The sequence below is a fragment of the Streptococcus gwangjuensis genome (genome assembly GCF_028156745.1).
In the GTDB taxonomy this organism is placed as follows: domain Bacteria; phylum Bacillota; class Bacilli; order Lactobacillales; family Streptococcaceae; genus Streptococcus; species Streptococcus gwangjuense_A.
This window is the reverse complement of record NZ_JAODJG010000021.1, coordinates 1-13,289: the sequence shown is the minus strand read 5'-3', so window position 1 is coordinate 13,289 and position 13,289 is coordinate 1. Positions and strand designations below refer to the sequence as shown.

At 39.5% G+C, this 13,289-nt stretch carries 14 protein-coding genes; all 14 read right to left on the bottom strand.

What is annotated here, in order from left to right:
- Positions 1 to 3 precede the first annotated feature (3 nt).
- The gene (locus N5909_RS00400; protein WP_033681037.1) at positions 4 to 1,803 is read right to left on the bottom strand and encodes a VirD4-like conjugal transfer protein, CD1115 family; all 1,800 of its coding nucleotides are present in this window, start codon (positions 1,801 to 1,803) and stop codon (positions 4 to 6) included.
- Entirely contained in the window at positions 1,800 to 2,318 is a 519-nt protein-coding gene (locus N5909_RS00395; RefSeq protein WP_033681036.1) for a hypothetical protein, read from the bottom strand. The genes N5909_RS00400 and N5909_RS00395 overlap by 4 nt, the downstream gene beginning before the upstream one ends.
- Positions 2,319 to 2,330: 12 nt before the next feature.
- Positions 2,331 to 3,170 carry a hypothetical protein gene (locus N5909_RS00390; RefSeq protein WP_033681035.1) on the bottom strand — a complete coding sequence of 280 codons (840 nt, stop codon included), beginning with the start codon at positions 3,168 to 3,170 and terminating at the stop codon, positions 2,331 to 2,333.
- Positions 3,124 to 3,396 (bottom strand): hypothetical protein, encoded by a 273-nt coding sequence (locus N5909_RS00385; protein ID WP_033681033.1) that lies wholly within the window; start codon positions 3,394 to 3,396, stop codon positions 3,124 to 3,126. The genes N5909_RS00390 and N5909_RS00385 overlap by 47 nt, the downstream gene beginning before the upstream one ends.
- A complete protein-coding gene (locus N5909_RS00380) occupies positions 3,393 to 4,037 on the bottom strand; it encodes a hypothetical protein (RefSeq protein WP_271630641.1) in 645 nt (214 codons plus the stop codon). The genes N5909_RS00385 and N5909_RS00380 overlap by 4 nt, the downstream gene beginning before the upstream one ends.
- A 19-nt stretch (positions 4,038 to 4,056) precedes the next feature.
- Positions 4,057 to 6,693: a phage tail tip lysozyme gene (locus N5909_RS00375; RefSeq protein WP_033681031.1), complete on the bottom strand. Its 2,637-nt coding sequence runs from the start codon at positions 6,691 to 6,693 to the stop codon at positions 4,057 to 4,059.
- Between the two features lie 25 nt (positions 6,694 to 6,718).
- The gene (locus N5909_RS00370) at positions 6,719 to 9,073 is read right to left on the bottom strand and encodes a VirB4-like conjugal transfer ATPase, CD1110 family (RefSeq protein ID WP_033681029.1); all 2,355 of its coding nucleotides are present in this window, start codon (positions 9,071 to 9,073) and stop codon (positions 6,719 to 6,721) included.
- A complete protein-coding gene (locus N5909_RS00365; protein ID WP_000197459.1) occupies positions 9,033 to 9,380 on the bottom strand; it encodes a PrgI family mobile element protein in 348 nt (115 codons plus the stop codon). Before N5909_RS00365 ends, N5909_RS00370 begins: the two co-directional genes overlap by 41 nt.
- Entirely contained in the window at positions 9,377 to 9,598 is a 222-nt protein-coding gene (locus N5909_RS00360) for a hypothetical protein (protein ID WP_001047223.1), read from the bottom strand. Before N5909_RS00360 ends, N5909_RS00365 begins: the two co-directional genes overlap by 4 nt.
- A 61-nt stretch (positions 9,599 to 9,659) precedes the next feature.
- Positions 9,660 to 10,772: a hypothetical protein gene (locus N5909_RS00355; RefSeq protein WP_033681027.1), complete on the bottom strand. Its 1,113-nt coding sequence runs from the start codon at positions 10,770 to 10,772 to the stop codon at positions 9,660 to 9,662.
- A gap of 41 nt (positions 10,773 to 10,813) precedes the next feature.
- Entirely contained in the window at positions 10,814 to 11,563 is a 750-nt protein-coding gene (locus N5909_RS00350; protein WP_033681026.1) for a hypothetical protein, read from the bottom strand.
- Positions 11,564 to 11,590: 27 nt separating this feature from the next.
- A complete protein-coding gene (locus N5909_RS00345; RefSeq protein ID WP_000340303.1) occupies positions 11,591 to 11,815 on the bottom strand; it encodes a hypothetical protein in 225 nt (74 codons plus the stop codon).
- A 73-nt stretch (positions 11,816 to 11,888) separates the two neighbouring features.
- Positions 11,889 to 12,389: a hypothetical protein gene (locus tag N5909_RS00340; protein WP_033681025.1), complete on the bottom strand. Its 501-nt coding sequence runs from the start codon at positions 12,387 to 12,389 to the stop codon at positions 11,889 to 11,891.
- Between the two features lie 63 nt (positions 12,390 to 12,452).
- The coding region (locus N5909_RS00335) for an LPXTG cell wall anchor domain-containing protein (protein WP_271630640.1) at positions 12,453 to 13,289 on the bottom strand (837 nt) is incomplete at its 5' end.

Here is a 13,289-nt window from a genome sequence, read left to right as displayed (position 1 = left end):
ATGTTAGGCCACGAATAACTCTTTTAGCTGCGGAGTCAAATCGTTGGCATATAAAAGCAAGCCGTCGATGTCTGTTCCTTTTCGAGTGTATTCGTACCAGTTTTCTTTGTCTTCAGGGGAACTTGCAATCTCATCTTTTCTAGGATGATCATAGACACTTGCTTTTTTATCTCTGAAGACATTTTGTTTAGAAATAAAGACCAATCCTTCTTCTACCCCAATTCTTGCGACTTCATCTGGAGTTAGAAGGGGACGGCCTTGAATTTGTTTATTTTCACTTGATGATCCATTACGATAACTATGCGATTTTGAGGTGGATCGAGTGCGTATAGTCTGCTTACCTGACCTTGTAGAATAGTATTCCATCGTATCCTTGTCATTTGTCCCTAAAAATAGGTGAGTAGCACAGTTATTAAAGATGGTCTTCCAATCACTTTTATAAAGTGATTCTAGCTGATTGACAGCTTGGATGATAATCTTAATAGACATCTCACGACTACGAATAGAAGAGAGGACCTGGGCGAAGTTTGGAATACGGCCAATTTGTGCAAACTCATCGAAGATAAATTGAATGTGGCGAAGATTTTTTCTACTGTAGCCAGGTACTTTCCCTTGCAAGATATCATCAGCCTTATGTGTAAGAACCTCAAAACCAATCGCAAACAAGATTGAGGAAAGAAAATTAAAGGCGTTATTGGTTTCAGGAATAGCAATAAAAACAGCTGTCTTTTTCGTATTCCAGGTATCCATTTCCATGGTATCCTCACTAATCAAGTTTCGGACATCTTCGTGGTCGAAGATAGAATAACGAGAAGACAAAATCGCTACCACACTGTTTCTTGTCTCGCCTCTGAAATTTTGGAATAATTTCCACTGTTTATAAGCATAGTTGTTAGGTTGATGTTCGTTCAGTTCTTCAAACATCTGCTCGACAGGGCTTGGTACATCTGGATCCTCTCGATACATATTTCTTAATAGATCCGCAACGTGGCCTAGGTTTGGCATATATAACTGGACTCCAGTTTCAGGATCCTTAGAGTCAAAATAGAGATAACCAATCAATGCACGTTGCAGCATCAACTCTGCTTGAACCCAGAAGTCTTCTCCAGTATGCTCACTCTTCTTTGTTCCCTCAGTAATTGCTTCAGAAATACGATCAATATCTAGCTCAGACTTCATGTAATGAAAAGGATTAAACCGATCTGAATTCTTGAGCCGAATCAAATCAAAGATTTTAACGGCATAGCCAGTTTTCTCAAGCATCTTCCCAACTTCGTGTACCAGGTTTCCTTTAGGATCCGTCACAACAAAGTTTGAGTTCATCTGCATTAAATTTGGCAATACAAAAGTAAAGGTTTTACCATCTCCTGGAAGACCAATGACAATCACATTTTTATTGAGCTGAACATTGTAGGCTAAGCGAAAGTTAAATAAGCCCATTTTAACTTGTTTTGAAAAAATCATATTCTTCTCAAAATCAACGTCTTCAAACCGTCTCATTTCCTTCAAAGTCGCAAAACGAGCACTACCTTGCTCTTCTCCCTGACGATATAAATTCTTATCCATAGAAGCATAGACAAGCAGTGGGAGGCCGAATCCGATCAACCCTGCATATAAGGCTCCTGAATCAAAGAAAACACCAAAAGAGAAGCGTTCCCAGTGTTCTATCAACCAACGAAGCCGCAACATTCCCATGAAAGGCACTGCTGCAGTCGAAAGTTGGTAGTAATGGTAAAAGGACTGGAAAATAACAAATGAAAATAGCCCCACCACCAGGTAGGGCCATATAGGTTTTCTAATCATCGTGTCTTCTCCTTCCCAATCTCCTTCGTAACTACTGGCATCGTTCCTTTATAGACCTTATTTGTCTTATAGTAATTGATTTTATCTTCAGGAGTCATTTCATGTGGTTTCTTCAGCACCTTTTTCGCAAACTCTTCCAATTTTTCTGGGCTTTTCGTGATATCTGCCAACATCTCTTTGAGAGCCTTTTCTACCAAGGTGCGATTTTTTGTTTCAAAGAAGAGATAGTTTGTACCATCTTTTTGATGATAAGTAAAACCTACCTTATACTCCTCCAGGTAATGCTTCAACTTAGCCAAGTGAACTTCACTATTTAATAACTTCTCGACATCTTTTTTTGATTTTGTGGCCATAAAGTCATTGAATAGCGTCTCCCCTTCAAAAGTTCGATTTGCCGCCTTATGTTGTTTCTTGTCATAATGGGCTTTTGCGAGGGCATACAGAGCTTGTATCGTCATCTCCAGAGTAACTTTTCCTTTTAAAGCCAGAGAATGACTGACTTTTTCTTGATCCATGTAAGACCTCCTTTATTTTGGATAATTGGATAGTTCTGGCTTAGCAATAACCTGGAATCCGTAAGGTGCTGAAGGTTCTTCCTTCACAGTAACTACCAAGCGTTTCTGACTTCTATTCTCACCGTCTTTCACGGCCACTACATAGGTTAGCTGATAAGTTGTTTCATCAACAATCAAGCTAGATTCCAAAATCACAGACTGCAGTTGACCTGCTTGTCTATCTATCGTTAATTGAGGAGCTACGAAATCAGTCATTTTCCCTTTATCAGAGTAAAGGGCTGGCAAAAAGTAACGTGAAAAGGCATCTAGTTCTCCTGTTTTTGACTGAATAGTTTTTAGATTTGAAAGTTCCTTGGACAAGGCCGAGAGTTGCTTTTCTTGATGGTAAACTAGCGTAAGGGATAAGCCAGCAAGTGTCAGACTTCCTACTAGACCAAACAACACCAGAACTCTTCCTAAATACACCCAAAAAGAGCGTTTAGAAGAGGTTCGAGGTTTGGGAGTTTCATGTTTCAAGGAAGTGGCTTTAGCTTTCTCTTCAGGAGTCTTCTCTACATGTTTTGTTTCAGGCTGGCGCTTAAAGAAAGAGTTTTTTGCTTCTTTTGCTGGGGCCTCCTGGTGATTCAACGTACCAGGCTTCAGGAAGAGGCTATCCACAATTCCCTCAAACGGCAAATAGACATCTTCTTGGTAGATCACTACATTCTTTTTATCCAGTTCCTCTACCAATAAAACGGCCTCTGCCCCCTCATGCTTAACCTTGGCATTTTCTCGCTCCAGGGCTTGATACACAAGGTCTCGATTCTTATACGTTGTGGTCGTGTTTTGTGTCAGATTGGTTAAACGGTACATGTTTTTCAGCTCCTTTCAATTTTCCTTCAGCAAGAGCTGTTTCAATATCAGCCCAGGTTAAATTATGTTCGGCCAAGTAGTTTGACCGTTCCTCATGTTTGGCCAGAATGATTTGAGTTTCTAGCTGCTGCAGTTTCTCTTCTTCCTTCTTGGCCTTGGCCATATAGTCAGCTAAGCGGTCTTCCGCTTTCTGTTTTTGTTTTTCCAAAGTTTCTAATTTTGTCATTGTTCCTTTTTCCCTTCTGTACTTTGTGTTTGGTTAGTGATTGGTTTGTTTAACGATGGAATACTCGCCTTTTCGCTGGTGTTCAAGCTGTCCACAATCAAAATGGGGTCAATATGATTTACCAGGTATTTCCCATCTTGCTTGCTGAAGCGAATCCGTATGGTTCTTGAAGATCCTACGTTTGTTTGGGCGTTAGTATAATCATACTTCTTCTGTAACTGTGTCTGAGTGTATCTCACTTGAGCTAGGGCAACATGGTTTTCTTGATCGATGTAGATGGTAGAAGACCTCATCTGTGTATCCACTACATAGCCCTTATAGGTTTGTACCGTTGGTTCTTCTTCAGAGTTCACTTCCTGATTGTAAGCAGCTTCTGTCATATAGGGCAAATAGCGATTTCTATTTTCTCCCAGATCCTGCTTATTGAAGTAAGCCGTCAAGAATTCCTTTACATATTCTTGCGTTAGTTCGCTTCCCTCTGCTTTGGTTTCTTGTTGCGTAGTTTCAGCTTCCTGTTTAGCTTTCTTTTGTGATGAGGTTGCTGCTCCAATCCAGAATACGAATCCTAGAACTAGCACAACTCCTATAAGGATTCCTCCTACTTTCAGGAGTTTCAATTTCTCCATATCTATCATTTTCATGATTTACCTTCTTTCTTTTTTAATTCGGTGTCGCAAATGTATAGTAGTCAGCTGGATAGAGAACACGAAAATGGACCTTATCCTGTACACCTTGGACATTACATTCCGAAACTAGGAATGAACCGTCTAGGTTCACAGCTTCCACAATCGCAACATGACCGTATCCACCTGGTGTCCCACCAAATCCACCTAGAATTGATACAACAGCCCCTCTCGTTGGTGACGTACTGTACTTCCATCCTTTTGCGACTAGGCTTGTTACCCAATCCTGACCATTTCCAAGGTAACCATAGGACCCTGATAAGTCTGTAATCGTTCCTAGTTCAACTAAACGATTATACGCATACCAAGTACATTGACCAACTGGGTAGCCGCTTCCTTGTTGTGTAGTCATAGAAGCTTGTGTAGGAGGGTGCTCCACTTTTGACTGATACTCGGCAGGGAAATTCCAGGAAGATGCTAACGCTCCACCTCCTCGAACTTGTTGAGTAAGAAAAGCGTGGATCTGCTTAGCATTATTCTGGCGCTCTAAGACCTTATCTCCAGAGTTTCCTTCCCAATTAACCAGGAAACGCTCTGTAAGCGTCTCTACATCCTCTGTACTAGTTAGAATTGAAGTTAGTCCTGTGATATAGTAAGGAGTATCCCCCTCCAACATAAAATCCAGTTGCAGTTCCAAATCATACCACTTCTTATTCTTAGATTTTGCATAGTTTAATAATAGAGTATGTCTCGTGGAGCCATCCGCTGTATCTGTCCACTGTCCCAATCCTAAACCTCGTCGAAGAATATTTGGGTATCTTCCGTTATAAATCGCTGGTCCTCCTATAGCTAACCATGACTCATCATCCCATGAAGAAGAATCAGCCCCTACTGGTGGGCTAAGATAGTCTCCTTCAGCACGTTTAGGATTGATATTACTTTCAGTTGCAAAGTTCCCAAGCATGGCTGCCAAACCATTATCTGTCAGCCCTGGTACCTTTTGCTTCAAGTAATCTTTTATCGCTCGTGATTTTTGCCCCAAATCGCCATTAAGTGTGGTAATGACTGAGGTTGTCTGATTGTACGTGACAGATTGAAAGTAAAAGCCTGGATTAACTGATGTCCACTTTTCTTTCTTATCCTTTGTCGCTTTTTCCTCCAATTTTTGATACTGAATGATCTGGTAACCATTTGCCGTTACCTTCCCAACCTCATCTCCAGCTTTGACCTGATCACCGTCAGAAACACGGATATTTCCTACCTCTTCATAAGTAAAGATGGCTTTATCTGTTTTGATGGATACAGTCATATCATCTGTCACACTGACTTGACCGTCAATAGGAGCTCTTAGAGCTTGTCCTGTTGAAGCTTTTAGTTGTGTTTTTTCATAAATTTCACTCTTAGAGGTATAACCAAATCTCTTCAGGATAACTAGAGGAGCTTGATAAGAAGGATCGTCTTCCTGGTAAAATGGATTAGCTAGTTCTTGATAAGAGGGGTATCGACCAACTTCTTTAGTCAACTCCTCTAGCTCTTTATACTCTTCTAACTCGCTATCACTCAACTTAGTCCACTTGAGATCTGACGAGGGGCCATATAAGTCAGCCATCTTCTTCAAATTGTGAGGGTCATCATTCAAATGATTCCAAAGATCATTCAAGGCATCAGAATAGTGATTAAAACCTAATGTCCCAGCCCATTCACCACCTGTTCCATCTTTCCAGGAACTCTCTGGCTTCCAATCACTACCGTAGCGAAAGTTCATGAAAAAGAGCATATCATCGATGTTCGTCCAATAGTCAACCTTATCATTTGACTTCTCTCTATCACGTTTACTGATTTGAAGCCAGGATTTGTTCAAGTCAAATTCATTTTGTTGGACTGGACCACTCCCTCCAAAAACAGACATAAATATCCCAAATACTGCAAAGATGATAAACATTAAGAAATAGGACTTGACAGCTAAAGGATTTGTTAAAATCGAACGTAGTATTTTTGACGAAAACTTTAAGACTTTTCCTGTACGTTTTGATGCCTTCCCAAACTTTGAACGTCCCAGTCGCTTTTTGGCATGTTTCATTTTTTTGCTGAGTTTTCCTTCCCAGGAGAACTCTTTTGGTGTTCGAGTATACCCTCGCCCTCTGATGAAATTATAGCTTTTATTGAGCTGTCCATAGCTGTGCTTGATTGAATACTTGGATAATTTTCCTACAGCATTTAACGCTCTTTTAGAGGTGTTTACCTGGTACTTAAATTGACGAATATTTTGCCTAGCCTGAACCCAGTCTCCAAGAATCTCATTATCTCTGACTGTCTTCTCAACGTCGTGTCTCGCTTTCATTCGGGCACTTTGTTTTGCACGTTTCTTCAGGCGGTTAGGAATATAACTATCATCTGCCTTTTTAGCTCGTTTATAGAGCGTTGTGGCAATTTGTTTTTCCAACTTTGCTCGATCACGTTGTTGCTTAAAGAAAAGACCTCTAGCTGTTGCTTGAGGTCCTTTGTGTAATTTATAATCTTTGTTCGCTAAGCGATAATTCTTCTTAGCTTCTTTAAATGCAACTCTTGAGTCTAAACGTGCTTCTTTAGGAGCTTTTTTATTATTGAGGTATGATCCTTCTTTGATTCTCCTCTTGCGCTCCTGTTTTAATTGTTTAGGATCACTTTCAAACAAAAGATATCACCTCTCTTTCTATTTTTTAACTATCTGTCGCAACCAATTGATAGAGTTTAGTATCTTTAGGAATAGGGTTTTCAAATGGAACAATTGTATCTCCAGCCACAATCAAACCCGTACCTTTTGCTTTTGGTCGCAAGACAAATCGCTCCAACGAAGGCGTAAGAGGGATTACCTGCTCCAGGGCTTCTAAGTCTGTCCGCTTCAGCTTCAGGAGGGCTAGAAACTCACAGTTTGCGACTAGCTTTCTACCTTCCTCTGTAGATAAAACAGTCTCTGGATTCTGTGTAATCCCTGTTGGAATAGCCCCGTACTTACGAATACGTGAGTATAGTTCTGTAAAGAAGGTTGCTTGCAGTTTATTTTTGAAGTATAGCTGCAACTCATCAAAGTACAACCATGTAATGGATCTACCTTGGTTATTGACTACCTGATTCCAGATGAAGTCCTGAATCACCAGGAGAGCAAATGGCTTCAATTTACCACTCAACTGCTTGAGATTGAAGATAATAAAGCGACTATTCATATTGACATTTGTAGGATGAGCAAAGATATCATTTGAACCGATAGTATAAGGTTCTGCCTTCAGCGCCAGATCCTTAGCTACGGCTTCAGGTTGACGTTCTAAAACTGCTTGCCAATCCTTAAATGTTGGTTTTTCAAATTCCTCATAGGTCTTTCTCGTTACACGGTCAATCATCGCAAATTCATCGTCTGATACCTCAGAGAATATATTCTCAAACAAGGTTGATAAGAGGTTTGATTTTTGGCCAATCGGGTCACTATCTTCTGCCTGTAATTTGTCCTTATCAGGTAGATCCAACAAATTAAAGTGATGTTGCGATCCAGGAGCGATTGTGATAATTTCTGCACCCAATTCTCGACCAATACCAGTGTACTCATCTTCAGGATCGACGATAATAATATTATCTTCAGGATAACGTAGAGTCGTAGGAATAATCTCTCCTCCTTTAGCAAGAACAGATTTTCCTGATCCTGAAGTCCCAAAGATACAACCTGAACCTGTATTCAAGTCTTTCTTACGGTCAACTGTGATAGCGTTCTTTGATAGCTGATTCTGGCCATAATAAATTGCACGTGGACTGTTAGATCGAAGATCTACGTTGGTAAATGGGACTTGTGTGGCCAAGTTACTGGTAGTCATATCTCTCATAAAACGGCGTTTTACGTTGATAAATGGAATTCCAATCGGTAGAATGGTATTCAAGGATTCTTCCTGGTACAAGTAACACTTATCCAGTTCTACCGTATTCTTACGGACAGATCGTTGAACCTGCTCTGTGTAGATATTCAACTCTTCCAGAGTGTCAGCTATGAAGAAAATCGTCATCACACCTGAAAACATTTTTTGGTCATTGTCCTGGAGTTCTTCAGTCCATTTCTCTGTTTCGCGAGATGTCTCCACAGCTTTCCCACCAACCGCCAGGTCACTTCCATAACCTTCTTTTGCGGCAGCCTTCTGACTTTTGATCATTTCCCTACGTACACTTGACTTAACTGTCTTGATTTTCTTCAGTGCATCTGCAGTATCATAGGGCTTCGCATGCAGACTGATAGCCAGTTCAATTCCTGTATCCAGGATATTCTTAATCAGTTTGTCATTCAAGAAGGTAGGATATTGTCTAACATACATCACCCTTGCGAAACAATCATCAATTTTCATATGATCTTTTTCAAACTTCAGATAGTTTGGAGCTACAAAGTCCCTGGTGGATAATCCAGAAATAGCGATGTCTTCATAGTTAAAATCAATAAAACCTTCTCGCCTCAAGAGTTTTCGGAAGATAAGAAGACGATCCAATCCCTCTAACTCCTTAAAGGAGATTCCTAAGCCACTGTATTGACTTTCAATAACGCTGGCTGTATCATCAAGGATTCTTCTAGCTTGATGATCCTGGTCTGTTTGGGTAGTAATCGTCAGATATTTTTCTACCTTGAAGGTGTTTTGTTCCTGAGAAAAACGATCATTGATCATCGCATTGTATTCTTTACGATAATCATCATATCCGTCTCCAACCAAATCATAGCGAATAGAAGATAAGCTATTGCTTTCTACCCTACGATTCAGGATCAATAGCTGCATATCATTGTCAATGTCCAGCGAATTAAAAATATCAGCGCTTGTTTCAATAATATCAATTCGCTCATCATCTGTTGCAGTAATATAGCTTGTATCACCTAGGCGATAGGTCTTTGAAAATTGATCATTTGTAATTTTCATGAGGCCATCAGGCATCAACCATTGATAATTAAGACTATTCTGTGTAGATGCCGTCATGGTACGTCTTAGACGTTTGGCCCGTTCCCGTTCCTCCTTAGAGAGTTTCGGGGTTTTCTTTCGGCCGAATAAATTCATTTCTTGTGTATTCCTTTCTGTCATAATCTGTCTGATAAGAGCGTTCCTGCTTGGTTAACATGAAACGAACATTATCTTTAATTTTCTCATCGAAATAACACCCGAAAATAACAAAAGGCGCTAATAACAAAATATCAACGCCATAAAGAATAGTATCAGGTGCCTTCAGCCAATAGAGGATGGTTGTGACAACTACTGTCAATGCGATACCAAATAGTAGCACTAACTGTCTCAGTGTCATATACCCTAAAACTGGCCTTTCGTAGCTATCTAAAGCCTTTAAAAATTCACTGCCTAAACGTGTCATTCTGTTCCTTTCTTTCCATTATCTGGGCCGTAAAAGGTATCTACAATTCCTGCAGAGCGTAAAGCAGATTCCAATGCCGATCTCGCTAGCTCAGAAGCTGCAATACCTCTTACCTTCAATTCCCATAACTCTTCCTCTTTTTCCTTAATTAAATTATCCATCCAAGCATTGTCTTGCACAAGCTCATCTCGCCGTTGCTTGAGTTCTTCTAAATTCATACTTTATCCTTTCCATCAAAAAAACAGCTCTTCTTTAGAACTGTTTCATTACCTACTATTTTTATTTATTGAGAAGTCTTTGCCAGAACGATCGTTTTTGTAAATACTCTATCTTCTCTTCTGCTACATTTTTCAGTCTACGTAAACGTTGTGATTCATTGGTTAGACGTTGATTTTTAGAGATAATTTCTCCTTTTTCCTGCTTCAATCTTTGTTTATCTGATTCTAGTTTTTGATTATCCTTTTCTAACTTCTTGTAATACTCCTCCTCTTCGTGATAGTTTCTCAAGATTGTTTCGGCTTGCTTAATTTCTTTTCTCAGCTGGTTGACTTTCTCAGTTTTTTGATTGAAGTTCTCTTCCAACTTCTCAATTTTTGCCTGCAATTCCTGACACTGTTCTTCATACGTTTTCAATGTGTGGTACTTCCTTTCATTGTCATCTAAAAAGACAAATGCTTCTATGTGGTATTTATCAAAATTCCCATACAGTTTATAGTTTGTTTCCTGATAAACTTTCCTCACTCTATCAGCAACACTTTTAACCTGTTCAGATGAAGTAAATTCTTCAGGTACATAAATCTTAGTAGACTTAGGGAAATGAGCCTTGGCTTCAAACAAGGGAATACCTTCTTTAGCTAATTTTATCCGTTTAACAGGTTCTGGTCTTCTCGTTTTATAAAATTCGATACCTAGTTGACCATTTAAACGGTAGTATTCAGAATAAGGATAAGTCTCATCGATATCAATCAAGAGCTTTAGAATAACAAAGTCTTCATCTTCAAATACAATCCGTTGCATCGGAGAAATAGCTTTAGGAAAAATATAAGCCGTATGATTGTCATATTCAATCTGAAATTTCTCAATAGTCTTGAAAGCCTCGATAAAAGCATTCAGCTCAGAGGAATACTCAAAGCTACTTTCTAACCCCTTTAACGGGCTCTCTTCACCTGGATAGTAACTAAAGTATGGTTGACCTACATAGCGACCATCTTTTTTCTGGCTACTTCTTGGATTAACCTTGAGACCCGTTTCCAAATCAAAAAGAGTCGCCTGTTCTTTCGGCGTCGTAATAATTTGTGCTCGCCCCTTTAGAGCGAGTGCTTGAAAAGCATTCACAATCTCTTCTTCTCTGGATTCTTTCCGCCATACTGCATAAAACTTCGAAACAGCCATACCATCTCTCCTTCAGCATTCTCTCCTTATTATACCATAATCTAGTTCACCTGCATGATATTCTTGGCCATGCGCTGGCTGCCAAATAGCATCATGATATAAATAATTCCTTTAGCTATGGAAACTAAGGCACTTGTCCAGGCTCCAGTTTTATCAACTGTCAAAAGATCGTTAGTTACAATAGCTGGATAAAGCATGATCACAACCACTAAAATCAATCCCTGAAGGACAGCAGCAGCATAGAGCTTAAAGAAGCCAAGGCAGATCGGACGTAAGCTATCTACCATATAACAAGCGACAATAATTTTAGCGATTCCCTTATACGTATAAAGCGTAAAGGAACGCAACAAGATCAACAACTTAGTCGAGATTTGCCCGATAAAGTCAACGACATTATAAACAAACTGTAGCATTGACTTAGCCATCCAGTTTAAATTTGTCCAACTAAACTCAGCATCATTTTTTATCTCTTTAATTCCCAAACTAGCAATAGATTTGATAATGACATTAAACAACCAAGTTAAGGCATCAAAAATCGCATCCACATAGAGGATTAAAAAGAGTGCGATGGCATACTTGAGGATTTCTTCAATCCAAAGCTGAAAAGATAACTCCCCACCATTGCTTTTAAGATGCTGGTGCCAGTTCATGAGGTTGATCCCCATAAAAAGGAGAAGAAGCAAAATGGCTACCTTCTCCATCGAACCCGAAACAGTCTCCATCAGCTGATAAGCTGTCGCATTATAGTCTTTTAGACTCATGGTTAGTTGATCAAGTGTGGATTGGTTCATACAACCACCTCCTTTTTCTTCCTCATACTAGCCAAGAGATTGAAGACCTGTTGCCAAGGCTGTAAAAAGGGCTTTCAGAACGGCACCAAGAAGAGCACCTAAAATCAAACTTTGAATTCCTTTATCTTTCTTATCATCCAATTCACGTTTGATTCCGACGGCTAAATCCCAGGCTCCCCAAGCGGCCCATCCAATACCGATAATCCCACCGATATTTCCAATTTTGTTAATAAAATCTACAACTGCATCCATTATTTTTTTCTCACTTTCTTTTATAAAAAAGGTACTAAGAAAGATTCCTAGTACCTACTTTGTTTATTTAATACTATATTTCATCCTCTGGACGAAAGGTTAGAGAGAGGGCTGTAATTACAGCTAAGACAACGATAATAGTCGTTTCCCACCAGTAATAGATTGGAACACCGTGAGGGAAAACAAAATCTGTCATCAGATTATTAAACCATTCTGGAGCAGGAATGTTCTGCTTAGTTAGGAAAACATATCCCTGTAATCCAAAACCTATTACGAAGAAAGATACAATCTTAAACACAAACCAACCAATTGCTGTTGCAATCAAGCTCTTAATCAGATTAAAGATAAAGAGAAGAAACATGAGTGGAGTCGCAACCATCAAAACGGCAGCTCTCGCAATCACACTCGGTAGGTTCTTTATTCCTAACCAGGTGGCTTTCCCTAGCCAACGCAGGCCTTTTTTCCACTTCTTCTCTTCTTCAGGTTTGGTTACTTCTGATTTTGTTTTAGTTGGGGTATAGTATCTGTATCCACTTCTAGTCACATGTGCATCCATTTTCGTGTCCTTTCTCATCTCTCTTCCCCCTCTTTTTTATGGCTTCATTATACCATAGATGAGGGGGAATTTCTAGATGTTCTATTTTTTATACTTACGAAGACCTGCAAGACTCAATAATCCCAAAATCATTCCCACAACTGGAAGCATGCTTGCTGCTGTTCCTGTATTTGGAAGTGATGCTTGTGGCTTGTGTGGTTCTTTAGGCTCTGGTTTTGGAGGTTCTGGCGTTGTGGTTGTCACTTTAGCCGTCATCTCTTGTAAATTGACTGTATTGATAAAGGTATTTTCAACCTTCCCAGCTGCAATACGTTCGACTTCAATATAAAAATCAGCGTCAAACGTACCTTTCACTCCTAGAGAGTTCAAGAAATCTTTGTCAATAGTGTAAGCCCACTTACCTTCTTTCTCATTCCATGTTACTTTAACAATCTTCTTGATAAAGTTAGAGTTTGTACTTTGGTCAAACTCAAATTGGAAGGCATACGCAGAGCCTTTAGCAATCTTGTCTCCTGCCTTAACCACTTTTCCGTTAGACAAGACTACATCATAAGGCAATGTAAGCTCTTTTTCGGCAACATATTCTGTACCTCGAATGATACCCTTCCAGTTGCCAGTATAGCGATCATGCTTCACATCTAGCTTATCAATACCATCATACTGATAAAGTGTATCATGTTTAGCAGGAACAGTTACACCATCAAGGAAATAGCGTAAATATTCACCAATTTTAATTTCTTGACCATCACGAATCTTCTTATCATCTTTCTGATCCACAGCGTGTTTTTCAGGTTTCAAGTCAGGAACTTGCAAAGTTACCAAATTAGAGACAAAGGCATTTCCAAAGTCAATTTGATGGAAATCATTTTTCACAATTTTGCCTTTTTCTACAAGCAAACGTGCAGGAAGCTCAATCGT